This is a genomic window from Pseudocitrobacter sp. 2023LY-00077, assembly GCF_055796175.1.
Map to the genome: position 1 here is coordinate 206,561 of NZ_JBSPEI010000005.1, position 18,751 is coordinate 225,311.

An 18,751-nucleotide genomic window follows, 5' to 3' on the forward strand; every position below is an offset into this window, starting at 1 on the left:
CATAATTCGCCGGAAGTGGTATCCGGTTCAGCCAAAAAGCAGGCAGGTCGTGATGGATATTGTATTTATAGAGCAACTTTCGGTAATCACCACTATTGGTGTTTATGACTGGGAACAGACCATCGAACAGAAACTGGTGTTCGATATCGAAATGGGGTGGGACAACCGCCGGGCGGCATCAAGCGACGACGTCAAGTATTGCCTGAGCTATGCCGATATTAGCGACGCGGTGATTGCGCATGTCGAAGGTAGCCGCTTTGCGTTGGTTGAGCGCGTGGCGGAAGAGGTCGCTGAATTGCTCATGACGCGCTTTAATTCTCCGTGGGTGCGCATTAAAGTCAGCAAACCGGGCGCGGTCGCCAGGGCGGCGAACGTGGGCGTTATCATCGAGCGTGGCCAAAATCTGAAACAAACCATTTAAATTCAGAATGGATTAAACCAAACGGTAATACACCGGTCTTAGAGCCGGGTTTATTTTATTTTTTAAATTTTAAGGGTTTAAGTGATGAGCGATATGCACTCGCTGCTGGTTGCGGCTATTCTGGGTGTTGTCGAAGGATTGACGGAGTTTCTGCCCGTCTCCAGCACCGGCCACATGATTATTGTGGGGCATTTGCTGGGTTTTGAAGGTGAAACGGCGAAAACGTTTGAAGTGGTCATTCAGCTCGGTTCGATTCTGGCCGTGGTGGTGATGTTCTGGCGTCGTCTGTTTGGGCTGATTGGCATCCATTTTGGCCGACCGGTTCATGAAGGCGAAGGGAAAGGGCGTTTGTCGCTCATCCACATTATGCTGGGGATGATCCCGGCGGTGGTGCTGGGGCTGGTATTTCACGACACCATCAAGTCGCTGTTTAATCCGGTTAACGTGATGTACGCGCTGGTCGTCGGTGGTTTCCTGCTGATTGCCGCCGAATGCCTGAAGCCTAAACAACCGCGCGCAGTGGGCGTGGATGATATGACCTATCGTCAGGCATTTATGATTGGTTGCTTCCAGTGTCTGGCCCTGTGGCCGGGCTTTTCTCGCTCCGGCGCGACCATTTCCGGCGGTATGCTGATGGGCGTAAGCCGCTATGCGGCGTCAGAATTCTCATTCCTGCTGGCGGTACCAATGATGATGGGTGCCACGGTATTGGATCTCTATAAAAGCTGGCACTTCCTGACGCTGGCTGATTTTCCGATGTTTGCGGTGGGCTTTGTGATGGCCTTCCTTGTGGCGTTGGTGGCGATTAAAACCTTCCTGCAACTCATCAAACGCATCTCGTTTATCCCGTTCGCCATCTACCGCTTTATTGTCGCGGCAGCGGTGTACGTGGTCTTCTTCTGATGTACAGCCCTCAGTCTTTCGGCTGAGGGCAACGTTTTTCCTTCCAGTTCGCGACAGCCTGAATGCGACGGCGCGTCAACTCTTCGCGGATCTCAGGCCCCTGAAAACCCGCTTCTATCACCTCTTTATTCGACACGCTTTTCGCCACGATCCATGCTTCACGCAGCAAGCGCCCTTGCGGGTAATCGCAGGCTTCAAAATGCGTACGTCCGCGCACGTCAGCTTCGCTGGTTAGCGCAACCTGTTCGACGCGCTGCGGTTTACGCCAGGCATCGATTGAATCGAACAGCTTGATGATGGTTTTCGGCTGCAAAATCGGGAAGGTGTGGATGAGATCGTGGAACTCCGCCACCAGTTTCGCTAAATCGCGCATCTCATTAGGCACTTTCAGGCGCAGGCAGAGCTGCTCCACCAGTTTGACACCCGCCGGGCCGTGGCCGTGATGACGCGGCCAGAGATGTTTTGGCGTTAGGCCCTTGCCTAAATCGTGGCACAGGGTGGCGAAACGGATGTCGATATTCGGGCTCAGCATAGCCGCCATTGTTAGCGTCATCAGCGTATGCACGCCGGTATCGATTTCCGGATGCCATTTCTCCGGCGCAGGCACGCCATACAGCGCGTCGATTTCCGGGAACAGCACTTTCAGCGCGCCGCAGTCGCGTAGGGTCTGGAAAAACACCTGGGGGTTGCGGGTACCGAGCGCGCCTTCCGTCTCTTTCCACACACGTTCTGGCGTCAGGTGTTCAAGTTCACCTGCGGCAGTCATGTCGCGCATTAGCGTCAGGGTTTCATCGGCAATGCGGAAGCTCAGGTGGGCGTAGCGTGCGGCAAAACGCGCCACACGCAGCACGCGGAGCGGGTCTTCACCAAAGGCGGGGGAAACATGACGCAGCAGGCGGTTTTGCAAATCGGCACGACCGCCGTAAGGGTCGATAATCGTGCCGTTGTCGTCTTGTGCGAGGGCGTTCACTGTCAGATCGCGGCGCAGTAAATCTTGCTCCAGCGTCACATCCGGCGCAGCGTAGCAGGTGAATCCGGTATACCCGGAGCCTGACTTCCGTTCGGTGCGTGCCAGCGCATACTCTTCATGACTTTGCGGATGCAAAAACACGGGAAAATCGCGGCCTACCTGCTGGTAGCCCGCGTCGAGCATTTGCTGTGGCGTCGCGCCGACCACGACCCAATCTTTATCTTTGACCGGCAGGCCTAATAAACCGTCTCGTACCGCACCACCGACCAGATAACTCTTCACGCCACGCTTCTCCTCGCTATTGTCCTTTGTGGATAATACGAGAGAAGCGGCGTTATGGCTAATTCATCCAGCGGTCTTTACGCTTACGGCTTGGCACCAGATGCGGCAGCACCAGGCCAAGAATCAGGCCAGCGCCTAACACGCCGCCACCGTACATAAACCACTGCATGATGATGGTGCGCTGTTTATCGTCGAGCTGCAGGTTGGCGGCGCTGACTTTTTTCTGCGCCACAATCAGCTCATTTTTCAGCTTCTGGTTTTCTTCTTTCAGGCTGTTGATCACGCTGTCGCTCTGGGAGACTTTGGTCTGCATTTCAGCGGTGCGCTGATTCCAGGTCGAATCGATGTTAGTCAGCTTGTCAGTCAGGGTTTTCACCTGATTTTCCAGATCCGGCACACGGGTGCGCAGGCTCGGGGTTTCCGTCAGCTCTTTCAGCGGGATCCACGCGGTACGGCCATTGCCGTCGCGAACTTGTCCATATTGCGTGCCGGGATTGGTTTGCAGCAGGGTGACTTCTTCACCAGCGTTAATGGAGCCCACCAGGCGATAGTTATCGCCAGGGCCGCTGCGAACCCAGGTATTCAGTTCATCAGAAACATAGCGCTTCTCATCAGCATGGGTGACGGCGGAAGCGGTGAGTGCAAGTAAAGTGACTGCGATTAGGCGTAATTTTGGCATCAGGTCATCGTTTTTGTCATAAAAGTGGAACGATAGTAGTGGCAACAGTCTGGCGACGCAAAGCCTTCTACAGCAATCAGAATCATCCAGGAGGCGCGGGTGACGTCGCAATAATGTTAACCGCGTAAAGTTGCCGCGCAAATTGCGCATTGCATGGTAATTTTTCGCAAAATACTATCTACTGACAAAAAGATTACCTGGAAGTTCGCCGAAAGGGTACTTCCGGGCCACGAAACCATAAGAAATCAGCCATGGCACAAGAAATTGAATTAAAGTTCCTCGTTGATGAGGCAGGTGTTGATGCCCTGCGTCAGCATCTCTCCACCCTGAAGGCCGAGCATACGGACGCCGGGAAACTCCTCAATATTTACTACGAAACTGAAGATAACTGGCTGCGTCGTCATGACATGGGCCTGCGCATTCGCGGCGCGGGCGATCGCTATGAAATGACCCTGAAGGTGGCCGGTCGTACGGTTGGCGGGCTGCATCAGCGTCCGGAGTACAATATCGATCTCGACGAACCGAAACTCGCGCTGGAAAAACTGCCTGCAGAAGTCTGGCCGAATGGCGAGATGCCGGAAGGGCTGGCAGAGCAGGTGCAGCCGCTGTTCAGCACCGATTTCTTGCGTGAAAAGTGGGTGGTAAGCCACGGCAAGAGCCAAATTGAAATTGCGCTCGACCTGGGCGAGGTCAAAGCGGGTGATTATCAGGAACCGATTTGCGAGCTGGAACTGGAACTGCTTTCCGGCGAAACAGCCGATGTTCTGGCGCTGGCGCAGCAGCTTAACCAAACCGGCCTGGTGCGTCAGGGCAGCCTGAGCAAAGCCGCGCGCGGCTATCATCTGGCGCAGGGAAACGATGAACGTCCGATCAAGCCTGCGGAAATCATGCAAATCGCGCCGAAATCGACCATCGAACAGGGGCTGGAAGCGGCGCTGGAAAAAGCACTGGCGCACTGGCAATACCACGAAGAGCTGTGGGTTCGCGGTAATAAAAAAGCGAAAGACGAAGTCCTGGCGGCAATTGGTCAGATTCGCCACACGCTGATGTTGTTTGGTGGCGTGGTGCCGCGCAAAGCCAGCGCGGCGCTGCGTGATTTACTGACCCAGGCAGAAGAGGTGCTGGGCGGCGACATTTCCGCGCATGATGCCGCCTTCAACGTGGCGGTAACCCAGGCCAAACTGGCCTTCACCGAGTGGCTGGTGACCCGCGGTTGGCAGTCTTTCCTTGATGCCAAAGCGCAGGCCAAAATCAGCGACTCCTTTAAGCGTTTCGCTGATACCCATCTTTCGCGCCAGGCCGCAGAACTGCGCACCACCTTTGCGTATCCGCTGGGCGACAGCTATGCCGACCAGTTGCCACGATTAACGCGTGATATCACCTGCGTGCAGCTGCTGGCGGGTTATTACAATCGCGCGCAGGCCGACGCATGGCTGGCAAACTGGCTGGGATTACGTCACGCCATTTTGACGCGCCAGCACATTGAAATTGAACATTTCCGCAATGAAGCACTGGCGGTTGAGCCATTCTGGTTACACAGCGGAAAACGATAACTGACCTCAGGGAAACCGAGTATGACCCCGCTTTCATCGCAGTTACAGCAGCACTGGCAAACGTTGGTTGAGCGGCTGCCGGAGACCTTTCCGGTTGCGACGCTGACGCCGCAGGCGCAGGCCGTCATGACGTTCAGCGATTTCGTTCAGCAAAGCCTGACGATGCATCCCGAATGGCTGGAAACGCTCGCCAGCCAGCCGCCGCAGGCGGACGAATGGCAGCACTATCGCGACTGGCTACAGGCTGCGCTGGTAGACGTAACCGATGAAGCCGGGCTCATGCGCGAACTGCGGTTGTTCCGCCGACGTATCATGGTACGCATCGCCTGGGCGCAGTCGCTGTCGCTGATTTCTGAGGTGGATACACTGCAACAGCTCAGTGTGCTGGCCGAGACGCTGATCGTCAGCGCTCGCGACTGGCTCTATGACGCCTGTTGCCGCGAATGGGGCACGCCCAGTAACGCCGATGGCGTCGCGCAACCGCTGTTGATTCTCGGTATGGGCAAGCTGGGCGGCGGGGAGCTGAACTTCTCCTCGGATATCGACCTGATTTTTGCCTGGCCGGAGCACGGCTCCACGCGCGGCGGGCGTCGCGAACTCGACAACGCCCAGTTCTTTACCCGCCTTGGTCAGCGGTTAATTAAAGTGCTCGATCAGCCGACGCAGGATGGCTTTGTCTATCGTGTCGATATGCGTTTGCGCCCGTTTGGCGACAGTGGCCCGCTGGTGCTGAGCTTTGCCGCGCTGGAAGATTATTATCAGGAGCAGGGCCGCGACTGGGAACGCTACGCGATGGTCAAGGCGCGGATTATGGGCGACAACGATGACGTCTGGAGCCAGGAATTGCGCGCCATGCTGCGGCCATTTGTTTTCCGTCGCTATATCGACTTTAGCGTGATTCAGTCGCTGCGCAGCATGAAAGGGATGATTGCCCGCGAAGTGCGCCGCCGGGGTCTGAAAGACAACATCAAGCTCGGCGCGGGCGGCATCCGCGAAATCGAATTTATCGTCCAGGTGTTCCAGTTGATTCGCGGTGGGCGTGAACCATCGTTACAGCAGCGTTCTCTGCTGCCGACGCTTGCGGCGATTGAAAACCTGCATCTGCTTTCAGAGCAGGACGCAGACGCGCTGCGCGAAGCCTATCTTTTCCTGCGCCGCCTGGAAAACCTGCTGCAAAGCATCAACGACGAACAGACGCAAACCCTGCCGGGCGACGACCTTAACCGCGCGCGTCTGGCGTGGGGAATGGGTGTGGCCGACTGGGAGGCGCTCACCGTACAGCTTGAAGGGCTGATGGCGGGCGTGCGCCGCATTTTTGATGAATTGATTGGCGACGATGAATCCTCGCCGGAAGAAGAAACGCTGGCTGAAGACTGGCGCGAACTCTGGCAGGACACGTTGCAGGAAGAGGACAACCCGCCGGTGCTGGCGCACCTCAGCGAGGACGATCGCCGCCAGGTGGTGGCGTTGATTGCGGATTTCCGCAAAGAACTGGATAAACGTACCATTGGCCCGCGCGGGCGCCAGGTGCTGGATTCGCTGATGCCGCATCTGTTGAGCGAAGTGTGCGTGCGCGATGACGCGCCGGTGCCGCTGATGCGCATCACGCCGCTGCTGATTGGCATCGTCACGCGAACCACCTATCTGGAACTGCTCAGCGAATATCCGGGAACACTGAAACACCTTATCCGTTTGTGCGCGGCCTCGCCGATGGTCGCAAGCCAGCTGGCGCGCTACCCGTTGCTGCTGGATGAACTGCTCGACCCGAATACGCTTTATCAACCGACAGCGACCGACGCCTATCGCGACGAGCTGCGCCAATATTTGCTGCGCGTGCCGGAAGAGGATGAAGAACAACAACTGGAAGCATTACGCCAGTTTAAACAAGCTCAGTTGCTGCACATTGCCGCAGCCGATATCGCCGGAACGTTGCCAGTCATGAAAGTGAGCGATCACTTAACCTGGCTGGCCGAAGCGATGATTGACGCCGTAGTTCACCAGGCGTGGACACAAATGGTCGCGCGCTTCGGAAAACCGACGCATCTGCATGACCGTCATGGGCGCGGTTTTGCGGTAATTGGTTACGGTAAGTTGGGCGGATGGGAACTGGGTTACAGTTCCGACCTGGATCTGGTGTTCCTTCACGACTGCCCGGCGGATGTGATGACCGATGGCGATCGCGAAATTGACGGCCGCCAGTTCTACCTGCGTCTGGCGCAACGCATTATGCACCTGTTCAGCACGCGGACGTCCTCCGGCATCCTTTACGAAGTTGACGCGCGCCTGCGTCCCTCCGGTGCGGCGGGAATGCTGGTGACCACGGCTGAAGCCTTTGCTGATTACCAGCAAAACGAAGCGTGGACGTGGGAACATCAGGCGCTGGTCCGCGCGCGTGTGGTCTATGGCGACCCGCAGCTTCAGCAGCAGTTTGATGCCATTCGCCGCCAGATCCTCACCAACGTCCGCGATGGCGACACCTTGCGCACGGAAGTGCGCGAAATGCGCGAAAAAATGCGCGCCCATCTGGGTGGTAAGCAGCGCGATCGCTTTGATATCAAAACCGATGCCGGCGGGATCACCGACATTGAATTCATTACGCAATATCTGGTGCTGCGCTACGCGCATGAAAAACCGAAGCTGACGCGGTGGTCTGATAACGTGCGCATCCTAGAACTGCTGGCGCAGAACGACATTATGGATGAGCAGGAAGCGCAAGCGTTGACCCGTGCCTACACCACGCTGCGCGATGCGTTGCATCATCTGGCGTTGCAGGAATTACCGGGGAACGTTGGGCTGGAGCGTTTTACCGCCGAGCGTGAACAGGTAGAGGCGAGTTGGCTGAAGTGGCTGGTCACGCCGTGAAATGTGCTATTATCGCGCCAAATTTTTGAATCTCTCAGGAGACACGAATGAAAGTAACGCTGCCAGAATATGAGCGCGCAGGGGTAATGGTTGTTGGTGATGTGATGCTGGATCGCTACTGGTATGGTCCAACCAGCCGTATTTCCCCGGAAGCGCCGGTGCCGGTGGTGAAGGTTGAAACCATCGAAGAACGGCCTGGCGGCGCGGCGAACGTGGCGATGAATATCGCGTCCCTGGGAGCGAATTCTCGTCTGGTCGGCCTGACCGGCATTGACGACGCGGCGCGCGCATTGAACAAAGCGCTGGCGGACGTGAACGTCAAATGTGATTTTGTCTCCGTGGCGACGCATCCGACCATCACCAAGCTGCGCGTGCTGTCGCGCAACCAGCAGCTGATTCGTCTCGACTTCGAAGAAGGTTTTGCCGGCGTAGACCCGCAGCCGCTGCATGATCGCATTAAAAGCGGTCTGGCGAGCGTGGGCGCACTGGTGCTTTCAGACTACGCCAAAGGCGCGCTGGAAAGCGTACAGCAGATGATTAAGCTGGCGCGTGAAGCGAAAGTCCCGGTATTGATTGACCCGAAGGGGACTGATTTTGACCGTTATCGTGGCGCAACGCTGCTGACGCCTAACCTCTCTGAGTTTGAAGCGGTAGTGGGTAAATGCAAAAGCGAAGCGGAGATCGTTGAGCGCGGCATGAAGCTGATTGCTGATTACGAACTTTCCGCGCTGCTGGTGACGCGTTCCGAGCAGGGCATGACGCTGCTGCAACCGGGCAAAGAGCCGCTGCATCAACCGACCCAGGCGCAGGAAGTGTATGACGTCACCGGTGCCGGTGACACGGTGATTGGCGTGCTGGCGGCAACGCTGGCGGCGGGTAATTCGCTGGAAGATGCCTGCTACTTCGCCAATGCGGCGGCAGGCGTCGTCGTGGGTAAACTGGGTACATCAACCGTTTCGCCTATCGAGCTGGAAAACGCCGTGCGCGGTCGTGCGGAAACCGGCTTTGGCGTGATGAGCGAAGAAGAGTTGAAACAGGCGGTGGCCGCTGCGCGTAAACGCGGCGAGAAAGTGGTGATGACTAACGGTGTGTTCGACATTCTGCACGCGGGGCACGTCTCTTATCTGGCAAATGCGCGTAAGCTCGGCGATCGCCTGATTGTTGCGGTGAACAGCGATGCATCGACCAAACGCCTGAAGGGAGAATCCCGCCCGGTAAACCCGCTGGAACAGCGTATGATCGTGCTGGGCGCACTGGAATCCGTCGACTGGGTGGTCTCTTTTGAAGAAGATACCCCGCAGCGCCTGATCGCCGGGATCTTACCGGATCGCCTGGTGAAAGGTGGCGACTATAAACCGGAACAGATCGCCGGGAGTGAAGAAGTGTGGGCCAACGGCGGTGAAGTGCTGGTGCTCAACTTCGAAGACGGTTGCTCGACCACCAATATCATCAAGAAAATCCAGAAAGACGCCAGTAAGTAAGCCACGGCGTCGAAAAAATAAACCCCGTCCTCTTCGCGAGCGCGGGGTTTTTTATTGATATCCCCGAAATATGATTTAGCACACTAATTAGCCGATAAAAGCGCATTTCCTGCACAAAGCCATGTGAAAAATAGGGAAATACTGGTGGTAGAAAAAGCATATGACACTCAGAAACTCAACGACTGAAGGAGTATGCCGATGAAACACAGCAATATTTATTCCCTGAATAATTTCGATTTTTTGGCCCACAGCTTTGCCAGAATGCACGAACAGGGTCAGGACGTTGATTTAAAAGCGATTACCGGCAACATGGATGAAGAGCACCGTGTCTGGTTCTGTAAGCGTTATGAACGCTACTGCCGGATAGTGGAGAAGGATAACGAGCCTGAGCTGGAACACTGAGACCTTTGCGCCGGGGGATAGCGTTTATCCCTGGCTGGGGACGTAGATCGTAGGCCGGGCAAGCGTAGCGCCACCCGGCATTTTTCTTACTCTTTATCTTCCGCTGGCGTAGCTGTCCGGCTCTCGAGTTCGCTCAGTCGCTGCTCAAGAAGCGCCAGTTTTTCACGGGTACGCAGCAGCACCTGCGTCTGTACGTCGAACTCTTCACGGCTCACCAAATCCAGACGAGTTAGCTGTGACTGCAGGACCTGACGGACTTTTTTCTCTACATCATCCCCGAAATCACGGAGGCCTTTCGGCATAGATTCATGGACCTGGCGTGCGATTTGTTCAATTTTTTTCGGGTCAATCATCGTCGTTTACCTGATTAGTCTGTTCTGACGATCATTGTAGTGCCTTACTTCCTCCCGATAAACCAGAATTGTTCGAAGCTTATGCATTGCCGAACATAGTCAATAGCGTTATAGTGAGTACGCTTATTCTCAGGGCGGGGCGAAATTCCCCACCGGCGGTAAATCAGCTACGGCTGAAAGCCCGCGAGCGCTTTGGGTGCAAACTCAAAGGTCAGCAGATCCGGTGTAATTCCGGGGCCGACGGTTAGAGTCCGGATGGGAGAGAGTAACGATCCAGTCGGGCTGAGCCCGCTCGCGTTATCCATTTGCCGCTAAATCGGCACTCCTAAGACTGCCCTGATTCTGGTAACCATAATTTTAACGAGGTTTTTTTACCATGAATCAGACGCTACTTTCCTCTTTTGGTACTGCTTTTGAACGCGTTGAAAACGCACTGATTGCCCTGCGCGAAGGCCGCGGCGCAATGGTGCTGGACGACGAAAACCGTGAAAACGAAGGCGACATGGTCTTTGCCGCCGAAAACATGACTGTTGAACAAATGGCGCTGACTATCCGTCACGGTAGCGGCATCGTTTGTCTGTGCCTGACGGAAGAACGCCGCAAACAGCTGGATCTGCCGATGATGGTAGAAAACAACACCAGCGCATACGGTACGGGCTTCACCATTACCATCGAAGCGGCACATGGCGTGACTACCGGCGTTTCTGCCGCTGACCGCCTGACGACCGTTCGCGCAGCGATTGCCGATGGTGCCAAACCGTCTGACCTGAACCGTCCTGGCCACGTCTTCCCGCTGCGCGCGCAGCAGGGCGGCGTACTGACTCGCGGCGGCCACACTGAAGCGACCATCGATTTGGTTTCTCTGGCTGGCTTCAAACCGGCAGGCGTGTTGTGTGAACTGACCAACGACGACGGCACCATGGCGCGTGCACCAGAGTGCATCGAGTTTGCCCGCAAACACAATATGGCGCTGGTGACGATTGAAGATCTGGTGGCTTACCGCCAGGCGCATGAGCGTAAAGCAAGCTAATCGACGCGATATTCGATAAAAAGCCCGCATCGCGGGCTTTTTTGTTGCTAGTTGTAGTTAATCTTAAATAACACTACCGTTTCAAACGGCCCCATTTTTACCGTTTCGCCCGCCACCTGACTGAGTTCCGCCTGATATGTTTTTTCCCGCATCAGTAAAGCAGGGTCGAACTCGGCGTACTCTTTGTATTCGTTGTAGGTGTAGAACGAGTTATCTTCCGTGTCGCGAATTTTGAGTTGCAGGCCGTTGCCTAACCTCAGTGAGGTATCGTCGTCTGCCAGCGTCTCGGTGGTGTAAAACGAGGATGAAACTTTAAAGGTATCGGTGCATTCAGTGTCTGTAACGTTTTTGGTCGTTTTGACCGAAAAACTGCGGATTAATGTTTTATGGTTAATTTCCATATTGTTAAAGGTGCCGAAATCGATGGTCTGGTTTTCCGGATAGATATTGAAGTTGACGCTACAGTCCAGCACGCGGATTTGGTCCAGACCCGTCACGTGATACTTCAGGTTTTGCGCTTCCGGGTTCTGGTTTACTCCGCCGACGCCGTCAAACTGCACCAAAATGTAATCGCTGATACTGCTTTTGTAGTCGTGAGGCGGCATGGAAATGACCTTCACATACAACCTCATACGTGCAATAAAGGTGCGCGAGTAGTGAATATTGTTCACGTCACCCGAGCAGAGGTCGTGCTCCCATCCAGACGCTTTAATTTGCTCCGGGGTGTATATCTCAAGCTGTTTATTGTCCAGGCATTGATGGGTATCAATGCCAATACTGCCCTGAGAAGCATCGTAATCCACACCTTCATAGGTAACGCCGAGCTGGTAATAAGGGTCATTCACTGATGTATAGGGGTTTATCCAGGCGTAGATATCTTCATTGCCAAAGTTAGGCGCAGTACCGGCGTCGCAATAAACGGGGATCTTAATATCGTTACTTTCCCAGATTTTGTCGCCAGGTTTGGCATTGCTCGGCACTGCAAAAGGTTCAATATTGCTAAAGCCTTCGACAGGCCCGCCTGCGGTACCGAGATAGCAATTCACCGCTAAAGCGGCCCGCAGTGGGAGCAGCGACAACAAGGCCAGAGCGAGTAAAAATAGCACGCGCCTCATCGTTTCTTCTCCTCCGGCGCTTTCACTACGCATTGCCCGTTGCAGCGCACGTTAAGCATGCGCATTGCGCCGTAATCATCCATATAGCCCAGTACAAATGCGTTTCCGTTATAGCTTCCCGCATTGAGTGTCAGCGAAGCGAAGGGCGCAATCATCGTGCTTTTACAGCCCGGGAAAACAGCCAGCGCGTCTTTGCCGAAGAAGACCAGGGTGATGTAGTAGGGGGTCGGATTTTTGACCACTAGCGAGCTTCCCTGTTGTGACGCAGTGAGCTGTTGTTCAACTTTCGCATCAGGTGTTTTTTTAAGCCCTGCGGGCCGCCAGAAAAGTTTCAGTTTTGACTGTAAAGCCAACTGTAAAATGGCATGGTTGTTGCCATTCTCCGGCGTCGGAGGGATTTCGCGGACGTTGAAGTAAAAGAGTGATTCGCGATCGGTAGGCAGCGTACTGGCTTTGGTCTGTTTTACGATGCGTATCTGGCTTATCGCTTCAGGCTCCAGACGTTGGATCGGTGGCAGCGCAGCCAGAATGCTATCATCTTTTTGCCCCTGTTCGGTTTCAATCCATGAGTAAGCCAGATAAGGCAGCGATGTACTCTGATTCTCCAGCTTCAGGCTACTGGCCTTATCATCCGCGTTAAAAATGATGCGGGTTCTGTCTGGTAGAATAGCCGCACGGCCCACCATTGGTAACAGCAGCAATAAAACGGGGAGTACTTTAGAAAGTGTCATTTCTCATCCTTAATTAATGACAAGGTAAAATAAGCTGTTGTTCAACAGCATCCACATTTGCGGGCAGTTCAATCGCACAGCGCTGGTCTTTACCCCACTGCACGTTTAACGTCTGGCCACCTTTCACACCACTGAGCCAGGCGTGCCCTTCTTCACTGACCATTCCGACATCGACATTTTTATCTGCCAGGTGCACGACAGCGCCTAGCGGCGGTACGCCGCCGTCAGCGGTATGGATGATAACGCGCAGATCTTTCCCGGCGCGAGAGACCATCTGTTTATAGCCGATTGCGCCTTCCGTCCAGGCCTGCCGCATAATGTTTTCATCAACGGTGACGCCATCCGGCAGGTTATTCATATTCACGGCAATCGTTGCAGGCGAATAGCTGGAGATCATTGGGACGACCGTGTTACCAAGCCAGTTAGTCTGATTGAGATCCCCCTGAACGGGGACACCTGAAACGCCGTCAGTATCGATCATGATTCTGGGTTCATTGCCAAAACTACGACGATGTAATGCAACACCGTACCGCGTCGCCGTCAGGGAACCGGTCCAACTGGCGCTCGCCGTACTGTAGTCGCTGGCGGCATAGCTGCCGGAAAGTTGTAAATCACCCATCGTCGTGATGTGCTGGAGATTGCCACGGAACTGCGCGCCGTTATCTGGCTTATCCGATTCCACGCCTGCCGAGACGCCCCAGGTATTGCGCTCGCTGGAGGAGTCATTCCAGGTCATCATGTGACTGGTGGAATTGCTGTTGTGCATGTCGTAATTCAGGCGGCGACCGTAGTCGAAGGGGATGGAGAGCGACATATAGAACTGTTTGTCATTGCCGCTCTCTTCGTAGCGGGTGGTGCTCCATGAGGTGGAGAGCGTGAGGCCTTTCCACTTTCCTATATCAAAGTTAAACCCGGCAGTTATGCTGGCGGTGGTTGAGTTGTCGCCATCCCACCACTGCTGACGCAGGCCGCTCAGATAAAGGTTTACGTTAATCGGCGTGATGGGCTGATTAAAGGACATGCTGATGGTCTGCTTTTCATCCCGTGTGTCGGCATCGTTGTACTGGTGGTCGATAAAGTTGGCGTAGCTGTGGAACTCACGTTCGGAAAAACGGTATGCAGCCAGCGAAAGCTGGCTGTCGGTGGCATCAAAACGCTTGCTGTAGTTTAAACGGTAGCTCAACCCTTGTTCGGTGTGTCCATCGTCAAAAGTACTGCTGGCGTGCGTGACATCAAAAGAAATCGCCCCTAACCACAGCATGTTTTGCCCGACGCCGATGGCCTCCGAGCGGTAATTGCTACCTGCTGCCAGCACGCCGCCGTATAGCGACGTATTAGACAGCATACCCCAGGAGGCCTCACTGCTGATAAAGGTATCGTCAATCACATGGTGTGAGATATCCGGACGAGCGCGCCCGGTAGCAACTTTATAACGCACCTGGCCTTCTCGCGTCAGGAAGGGCGTTGAGGCAGCGGAAACCTGAAAGCTGTTCACCCGGCCATCTTCTTCCATCACTTTTACATCCAGTGTGCCCTGCACTGACTGGTTGAGGTCGCTGATGATAAACGGCCCTGGCGCGACTTTGGTTTGATAGATAACGCGGCCCGCATAACTGACTGTGACCGTGGCGTTGGTTTGCGCAATGCCGCTGATTTGTGGTGCATAGCCGCGAAGCTCCCACGGTAGCATACGATCGTCGCTGGCAATGGCAGCGCCATCATAGGAAAAGGCGTCAAAGATGTTAGAACTGAAATCAGTTTCGCCGAGGGTTAATTTGGCGCCCAGTGAAGGTAACGGGCGAAACAAATAGGTTCGGGCGATGCTGCGGGTGGTTTGCGAGCTGCTGGAATTTTGAGTCTGGCTGATTTGATAGTCGCTGCGTAAACGCCATGCGCCAAGATTCGCCCCTGCGGTGCCATAGCTATTATAGTTTTCACTGTGCTCACCGTGATTTGGGCGATAGGTGCTGGCGAATAAATTGTAGTCCAGCATCAGACCCGCAACGCCTTCGTCCCATGTAGAGGGCGGCATCCAGGTATCGGATTTCCACGCCAGCATAGCCTGTGGAATAGCAATATCCAGTTGCTGATTGGCCATATCCAGTTTAAAAGTGATTTCTGGCTGCGCGCTGAAGTCGACACAATTCGCTTTAACAGTCAGCGCCTGGCGAATGTCTTCTTTTAGTCCGAGCTGATCGGCGAGTTCAGCGGGGATGCACACCGCTATCTTTTCGTCCTGTTTTCTCCAGCTCAATTGCCTGCCTGAAGAAATAAGGTTTTTATTGACCGTGACGGAAACGAAGTAATCGCCTGGTGCAATGGCGGCTTTCTCTTTGAACTGGGAAACGTCGACACTATCGCGCATGGATTTATCCAGCACGTTTAAATTAAATTCAACGGCCTGAGCGGAAAGGGCCAATAATAACCCACAGCCTGTGGCGAGCAGCTTGCAGTTATCCATGGCGTCCATACCGGGGGTTGTGCAAAGAAGAAAAGAACGGGTGGCCGTCATGGCCACCGGGATTCTTAGTTATATATCAGCGTATAGTTTGCAGTTGCGGTGACGTCGCCAGCGGTGACATTATCGGAGCCGATTTTTTCCATCCACGCCTGGAACGGCAGGATTTGCGTAGTGGAATCCAGGTTCAGTATGAGTTCTTTTGGCGTACCCAATGTTATATTGACACCGTCGCCGTCCCTCAGACGCACACCAACATTGGTGGCGCCGCCTGCAAAGGTATTACTGAGCAGTTGAGTGCCATTGACGACGCTTGTACTGGTGAAAGTGACGTTGACTTTCGATATCGTCCCGCCGGCACCATCGTCGGCGTTTTTAAGAGCGCAGTTTTCTAGCGTAATGCTGGAATCGGCGGGTTCAGAGTGGATGTTGGTATTAATATAAGTATCGGTTACATCGCCAAGATCAACCTTTTTATCAACATCCTCTTTTTTGATGGAGCATGGCGCGCTGATGACCAGACCGGTAAAGGTAATTTTACCACTGCCGCCATCAACCTCCGCCAGCGCATAACCTGAAGCGAGCGCGGTCATCATTAGCGCCAGTAATGCTTTTTTTCCTGAATTCATACAATATATCCTTTGTGAAGAGGGCTAATATTTTTAATGGGAGGGGGCTAAGGCTGGAGTATATCGTAAGAAATAGTAAGCTGGTTTTAGTTAAATTAAATGCGTGCAGAAGGTAATCTTAAACAATTTTGTTTGTTAATGCTTTTTGGGGATTGTATTTACCGCTTGATTATATTCGGGGCAACGTTAGTTGTTTTCGTAATTATTAAATCAATAAAATTTAAATGTTTCAATAAAATAACCAGGAATTAAGATTATATTTAGTTAGCATATGTAACGTAGAAAACAAACGATATGCGCCATACGACTCATTTACCGCACGGCGCAGAATGTTAGCCCAAGCCAATCGCTTGTAGCAGTACCAGACTTAGTCCCATCACCGACATCCCGCAAAGAACACCGTAGCTTGGGTTGTTATTAGGGTCGATTTCTTTTGCCAACGGCATTAATTCATCAACCGACAGCGCCACCATAATGCCAGCCACTGCCGCCATAATCGCCGCCATGACCACCGGAGATACCAGACTGCCGAGGATAAGCCATGCCAGAACGCCGCCAAGAATTTCCGCCATCCCTGAAATGCCTGCCCAGAATACCGCCTTGCGCTTGGAGCCTGTTGCTGCATATATCGGCCCGGAAACCGCAAGGCCTTCAGGAATGTTATGCAGCGCGACGGCAAAGGCGATGCCAAAGCCCAGTTCCAGGTTATTGCTGGCGGTGACAAACGTGGCAATACCTTCCGGGAAGTTATGCAGGCTGATGCCAAGGGTCAGTAAAACCGCCGTTCGCCGAATATTAGGCGGCAGGGGCTTAACATCTGCGGGCACTAAATCCTGAGGATGAGCATGCGGCAACATGCGGTCGAGGGCAAAATAGCCGAGCAGGCCGACGACAAACATACCGTAGCCCAGTACGGGCGACATGCCTTCAGTATGCAAGGCGGCAGGTAGCATTTCCATCAGGGAAATCAGCAACATAATGCCCGCCGCAAAGCCCAGAGAAAACGCCAGCACGCGGTTAGATGGTTTTTGCCCGATAACGCCAAGGATCGCGCCAATAAACGTGGCTGCACCCGCTAATAAGGTCAGAATTAAGGGTACCGACATCGCTTACTCCTTATGATAATGATTATCATTTATACTAAAAATTGTCGTCCATTACGAGAGGCTTATTGCGTCTTTACTCCAGCTTACATTCAAATTTTCTGAAGATCATCATCACGCTTATCTGAGTTTCACCCTGTCTAAAACAGGTTAATGTAGTGTTATTACATCGTACTCTTTATGAGGATAACACCATGTCTCGTACCCGAATGCCAGCGTTGTTTTTAGGTCACGGTAGCCCGATGAACGTGCTGGAAGACAACATCTATACCCGTACCTGGCAGCATCTTGGCGAGACGTTGCCTCGTCCAAAAGCGATTGTGGTGATTTCCGCCCACTGGTTCACCCGGGGAACCGGCGTGACGGCCATGGAAACGCCGAAAACGATTCATGATTTTGGCGGCTTCCCGCAGGCGCTGTATGACATTCACTACCCGGCACCAGGGTCTCCGGCATTGGCGCAGAAATTAGTTGAACTGCTGTCACCGGTGCCTGTGACGCTGGACAATGAAGCCTGGGGTTTTGACCACGGCTCCTGGGGCGTGTTGATCAAGATGTACCCTAACGCGGATATTCCGATGGTGCAGTTAAGCATCGATAGCACCAAACCTGCGGCGTGGCATATGGAGATGGGGCGTAAGCTCGCCAGCCTTCGCGATGAGGGGATTATGCTGGTGGCCAGTGGCAACGTGGTGCATAACCTGCGGACCGCGAAATGGCATGGAGATGGCACGCCATACCCGTGGGCAACGTCGTTTAACGACTACGTTAAAGCCAACCTGAACTGGAAAGGGTCGCTGGAGCAGCATCCGCTGGTGAACTATCTGGAGCACGAAGGGGGAGCATTGTCGAACCCGACGGCGGATCACTTCCTGCCTCTGCTGTATGTGCTGGGCGCCTGGGATGGCGAAGAGCCTATCACGATTCCGGTGGACGGGCTGGAGATGGGAAGCTTAAGCATGTTGTCTGTTCAAATCGGGTAGTTTTTTGCCGGGTGGCCCTGCGCTTACCCGGCCTACGAATAGCCCGCTCTGTTAATGTGTTACGGACTGTCGGTAGGCCTGATAAGCGCAGCGCCATCAGGCTTGTTTCATCCTCTGATAAGCTTTATGCCCCAGGCTGCGCTCATAATCAGCAGCAGCACCAGGCAAGTTCCGAAAGCCAGCATGCACGCCTGCGCCATATTCATAAAATGCCATGGCGGCAGGAGATACCAGCCTTCTGAGCTTTGGTACAAATTAACAAACCAGTGTTGGGTGCTACTAAGTGTGACGCCATCAGGCACGATGGGCGCATCATAGCCGCAGTCGCCGGTCGGTTTAAACCATTCCGGCGCCCACTGCGCCAGCGGCAGATTAAAGGGAAAAGTAGGATCTGTTGAACAGCCCTGCACGCCAAACAGCGCGTCGGGGTCCGGGTTATGCACCGCATAATGGATACCGTTCAGCTTGATCGAAAACTTGATCCCCATGATGCTGCCGTAGAACGCCATCACGCAGCCAATCAGCTTCAGGATAATGTTTTTTGGGTTTATCGCCGCAATTAAGCCGCCAAACACCATCACAAACATCGCGTAGCGAATATAAACACACTGTTCGCACGGTGCCATGTAGAGATAGATCTGGAAGAATGAGTGCGCCAGCACGATAAGCGCGCCCATTGCGATAGCCATAAACAGCCACAGAAAGCGCCGTTCCTGCCACCTCACCAGCGTATCGACCGGCGTTTTGCGCAGGTCTCTCAATAATCCCTTAATGAAAGCCATAAGCATTTCCCTGT

At 54.1% G+C, this 18,751-nt stretch carries 17 protein-coding genes and 1 riboswitch; of the genes, 8 read left to right on the forward strand and 9 right to left on the reverse strand.

The features are described from left to right. The first annotated feature begins 52 nt into the window (after positions 1-52). Together folB and bacA are read left to right on the forward strand one after the other, a co-directional pair. Positions 53-421, forward strand: coding sequence for a bifunctional dihydroneopterin aldolase/7,8-dihydroneopterin epimerase (gene folB, locus ACWWFX_RS08965; RefSeq protein WP_108475077.1), 369 nt, complete (start codon positions 53-55; stop codon positions 419-421). An 84-nt stretch (positions 422-505) separates the two neighbouring features. Further along, on the forward strand, positions 506-1,324 hold the full coding sequence (bacA, locus tag ACWWFX_RS08970) for an undecaprenyl-diphosphate phosphatase (RefSeq protein WP_473223618.1): 819 nt from the start codon (positions 506-508) through the stop codon (positions 1,322-1,324). 10 nt (positions 1,325-1,334) lie between these two features. Here bacA and ACWWFX_RS08975 read toward each other — a convergent pair whose 3' ends face one another. Then, positions 1,335-2,576, reverse strand: a complete 1,242-nt coding sequence (locus ACWWFX_RS08975) for a multifunctional CCA addition/repair protein (protein WP_473223619.1) — start codon at positions 2,574-2,576, stop codon at positions 1,335-1,337. A 58-nt stretch (positions 2,577-2,634) separates the two neighbouring features. Further along, a complete protein-coding gene (locus ACWWFX_RS08980) occupies positions 2,635-3,255 on the reverse strand; it encodes a TIGR04211 family SH3 domain-containing protein (RefSeq protein WP_276223228.1) in 621 nt (206 codons plus the stop codon). Between the two features lie 251 nt (positions 3,256-3,506). Here ACWWFX_RS08980 and ACWWFX_RS08985 point away from each other — a divergent pair, with 251 nt between their 5' ends. The 4 genes from ACWWFX_RS08985 (at position 3,507) to glgS (ending at position 9,553) form a co-directional block, all read left to right on the forward strand. Beyond that, complete coding sequence (locus ACWWFX_RS08985) at positions 3,507-4,808, forward strand: CYTH domain-containing protein (protein ID WP_473223620.1); 1,302 nt, start codon at positions 3,507-3,509, stop codon at positions 4,806-4,808. 21 nt (positions 4,809-4,829) lie between these two features. Beyond that, positions 4,830-7,670: a bifunctional [glutamate--ammonia ligase]-adenylyl-L-tyrosine phosphorylase/[glutamate--ammonia-ligase] adenylyltransferase gene (glnE, locus tag ACWWFX_RS08990; protein ID WP_473223621.1), complete on the forward strand. Its 2,841-nt coding sequence runs from the start codon at positions 4,830-4,832 to the stop codon at positions 7,668-7,670. A 47-nt stretch (positions 7,671-7,717) separates the two neighbouring features. Beyond that, entirely contained in the window at positions 7,718-9,151 is a 1,434-nt protein-coding gene (gene hldE / locus ACWWFX_RS08995) for a bifunctional D-glycero-beta-D-manno-heptose-7-phosphate kinase/D-glycero-beta-D-manno-heptose 1-phosphate adenylyltransferase HldE (RefSeq protein ID WP_276223225.1), read from the forward strand. A gap of 192 nt (positions 9,152-9,343) precedes the next feature. Beyond that, entirely contained in the window at positions 9,344-9,553 is a 210-nt protein-coding gene (gene glgS, locus ACWWFX_RS09000; protein ID WP_276223224.1) for a cell surface composition regulator GlgS, read from the forward strand. An 86-nt stretch (positions 9,554-9,639) separates the two neighbouring features. On the opposite strand, the gene ubiK is transcribed toward glgS, so the two are convergent. Beyond that, on the reverse strand, positions 9,640-9,906 hold the full coding sequence (gene ubiK, locus ACWWFX_RS09005) for a ubiquinone biosynthesis accessory factor UbiK (protein WP_276223223.1): 267 nt from the start codon (positions 9,904-9,906) through the stop codon (positions 9,640-9,642). Between the two features lie 121 nt (positions 9,907-10,027). After that, positions 10,028-10,177: riboswitch (FMN riboswitch) on the forward strand. Between the two features lie 105 nt (positions 10,178-10,282). Here ubiK and ribB point away from each other — a divergent pair. Then, positions 10,283-10,936: a 3,4-dihydroxy-2-butanone-4-phosphate synthase gene (gene ribB, locus ACWWFX_RS09010; RefSeq protein WP_015962961.1), complete on the forward strand. Its 654-nt coding sequence runs from the start codon at positions 10,283-10,285 to the stop codon at positions 10,934-10,936. A 47-nt stretch (positions 10,937-10,983) separates the two neighbouring features. Here ribB and ACWWFX_RS09015 read toward each other — a convergent pair whose 3' ends face one another. The 5 genes from ACWWFX_RS09015 to zupT all read right to left on the reverse strand — a co-directional run bounded on the left by ACWWFX_RS09015 (position 10,984) and on the right by zupT (position 16,975). Continuing rightward, positions 10,984-12,051 carry a type 1 fimbrial protein gene (locus ACWWFX_RS09015; RefSeq protein WP_473223622.1) on the reverse strand — a complete coding sequence of 356 codons (1,068 nt, stop codon included), beginning with the start codon at positions 12,049-12,051 and terminating at the stop codon, positions 10,984-10,986. Then, positions 12,048-12,782, reverse strand: a complete 735-nt coding sequence (locus tag ACWWFX_RS09020) for a fimbrial biogenesis chaperone (RefSeq protein WP_473223623.1) — start codon at positions 12,780-12,782, stop codon at positions 12,048-12,050. The genes ACWWFX_RS09015 and ACWWFX_RS09020 overlap by 4 nt, the downstream gene beginning before the upstream one ends. Before the next feature lie 13 nt (positions 12,783-12,795). Further along, entirely contained in the window at positions 12,796-15,252 is a 2,457-nt protein-coding gene (locus tag ACWWFX_RS09025) for a fimbria/pilus outer membrane usher protein (RefSeq protein ID WP_473223664.1), read from the reverse strand. Between the two features lie 56 nt (positions 15,253-15,308). Beyond that, a complete protein-coding gene (locus ACWWFX_RS09030) occupies positions 15,309-15,869 on the reverse strand; it encodes a fimbrial protein (protein ID WP_473223624.1) in 561 nt (186 codons plus the stop codon). A gap of 332 nt (positions 15,870-16,201) precedes the next feature. Next, positions 16,202-16,975: a zinc transporter ZupT gene (gene zupT, locus ACWWFX_RS09035; RefSeq protein WP_473223625.1), complete on the reverse strand. Its 774-nt coding sequence runs from the start codon at positions 16,973-16,975 to the stop codon at positions 16,202-16,204. Positions 16,976-17,166: 191 nt separating this feature from the next. On the opposite strand from zupT, the gene ygiD reads away from it, so the two are divergent. Then, on the forward strand, positions 17,167-17,955 hold the full coding sequence (gene ygiD / locus ACWWFX_RS09040; RefSeq protein ID WP_456146490.1) for a 4,5-DOPA-extradiol-dioxygenase: 789 nt from the start codon (positions 17,167-17,169) through the stop codon (positions 17,953-17,955). A 107-nt stretch (positions 17,956-18,062) separates the two neighbouring features. On the opposite strand, the gene dsbI is transcribed toward ygiD, so the two are convergent. Beyond that, positions 18,063-18,737, reverse strand: a complete 675-nt coding sequence (gene dsbI / locus ACWWFX_RS09045; RefSeq protein WP_473223626.1) for a protein-disulfide oxidoreductase DsbI — start codon at positions 18,735-18,737, stop codon at positions 18,063-18,065. Between the last annotated feature and the right edge of the window lie 14 nt (positions 18,738-18,751).

Coding starts and splice junctions, on each gene's coding strand:
- folB (WP_108475077.1), top strand. CDS start 53: ATGGATATTGTATTTATAGAGCAACTTTCGGTAATCACCACTATTGGT.
- bacA (WP_473223618.1), top strand. CDS start 506: ATGAGCGATATGCACTCGCTGCTGGTTGCGGCTATTCTGGGTGTTGTC.
- ACWWFX_RS08980 (WP_276223228.1), bottom strand. CDS start 3,255: ATGCCAAAATTACGCCTAATCGCAGTCACTTTACTTGCACTCACCGCT.
- ACWWFX_RS08985 (WP_473223620.1), top strand. CDS start 3,507: ATGGCACAAGAAATTGAATTAAAGTTCCTCGTTGATGAGGCAGGTGTT.
- glnE (WP_473223621.1), top strand. CDS start 4,830: ATGACCCCGCTTTCATCGCAGTTACAGCAGCACTGGCAAACGTTGGTT.
- hldE (WP_276223225.1), top strand. CDS start 7,718: ATGAAAGTAACGCTGCCAGAATATGAGCGCGCAGGGGTAATGGTTGTT.
- glgS (WP_276223224.1), top strand. CDS start 9,344: ATGCCGATGAAACACAGCAATATTTATTCCCTGAATAATTTCGATTTT.
- ubiK (WP_276223223.1), bottom strand. CDS start 9,906: ATGATTGACCCGAAAAAAATTGAACAAATCGCACGCCAGGTCCATGAA.
- ribB (WP_015962961.1), top strand. CDS start 10,283: ATGAATCAGACGCTACTTTCCTCTTTTGGTACTGCTTTTGAACGCGTT.
- ACWWFX_RS09015 (WP_473223622.1), bottom strand. CDS start 12,051: ATGAGGCGCGTGCTATTTTTACTCGCTCTGGCCTTGTTGTCGCTGCTC.
- ACWWFX_RS09020 (WP_473223623.1), bottom strand. CDS start 12,782: ATGACACTTTCTAAAGTACTCCCCGTTTTATTGCTGCTGTTACCAATG.
- ACWWFX_RS09025 (WP_473223664.1), bottom strand. CDS start 15,252: ATGGACGCCATGGATAACTGCAAGCTGCTCGCCACAGGCTGTGGGTTA.
- ACWWFX_RS09030 (WP_473223624.1), bottom strand. CDS start 15,869: ATGAATTCAGGAAAAAAAGCATTACTGGCGCTAATGATGACCGCGCTC.
- zupT (WP_473223625.1), bottom strand. CDS start 16,975: ATGTCGGTACCCTTAATTCTGACCTTATTAGCGGGTGCAGCCACGTTT.
- ygiD (WP_456146490.1), top strand. CDS start 17,167: ATGTCTCGTACCCGAATGCCAGCGTTGTTTTTAGGTCACGGTAGCCCG.
- dsbI (WP_473223626.1), bottom strand. CDS start 18,737: ATGGCTTTCATTAAGGGATTATTGAGAGACCTGCGCAAAACGCCGGTC.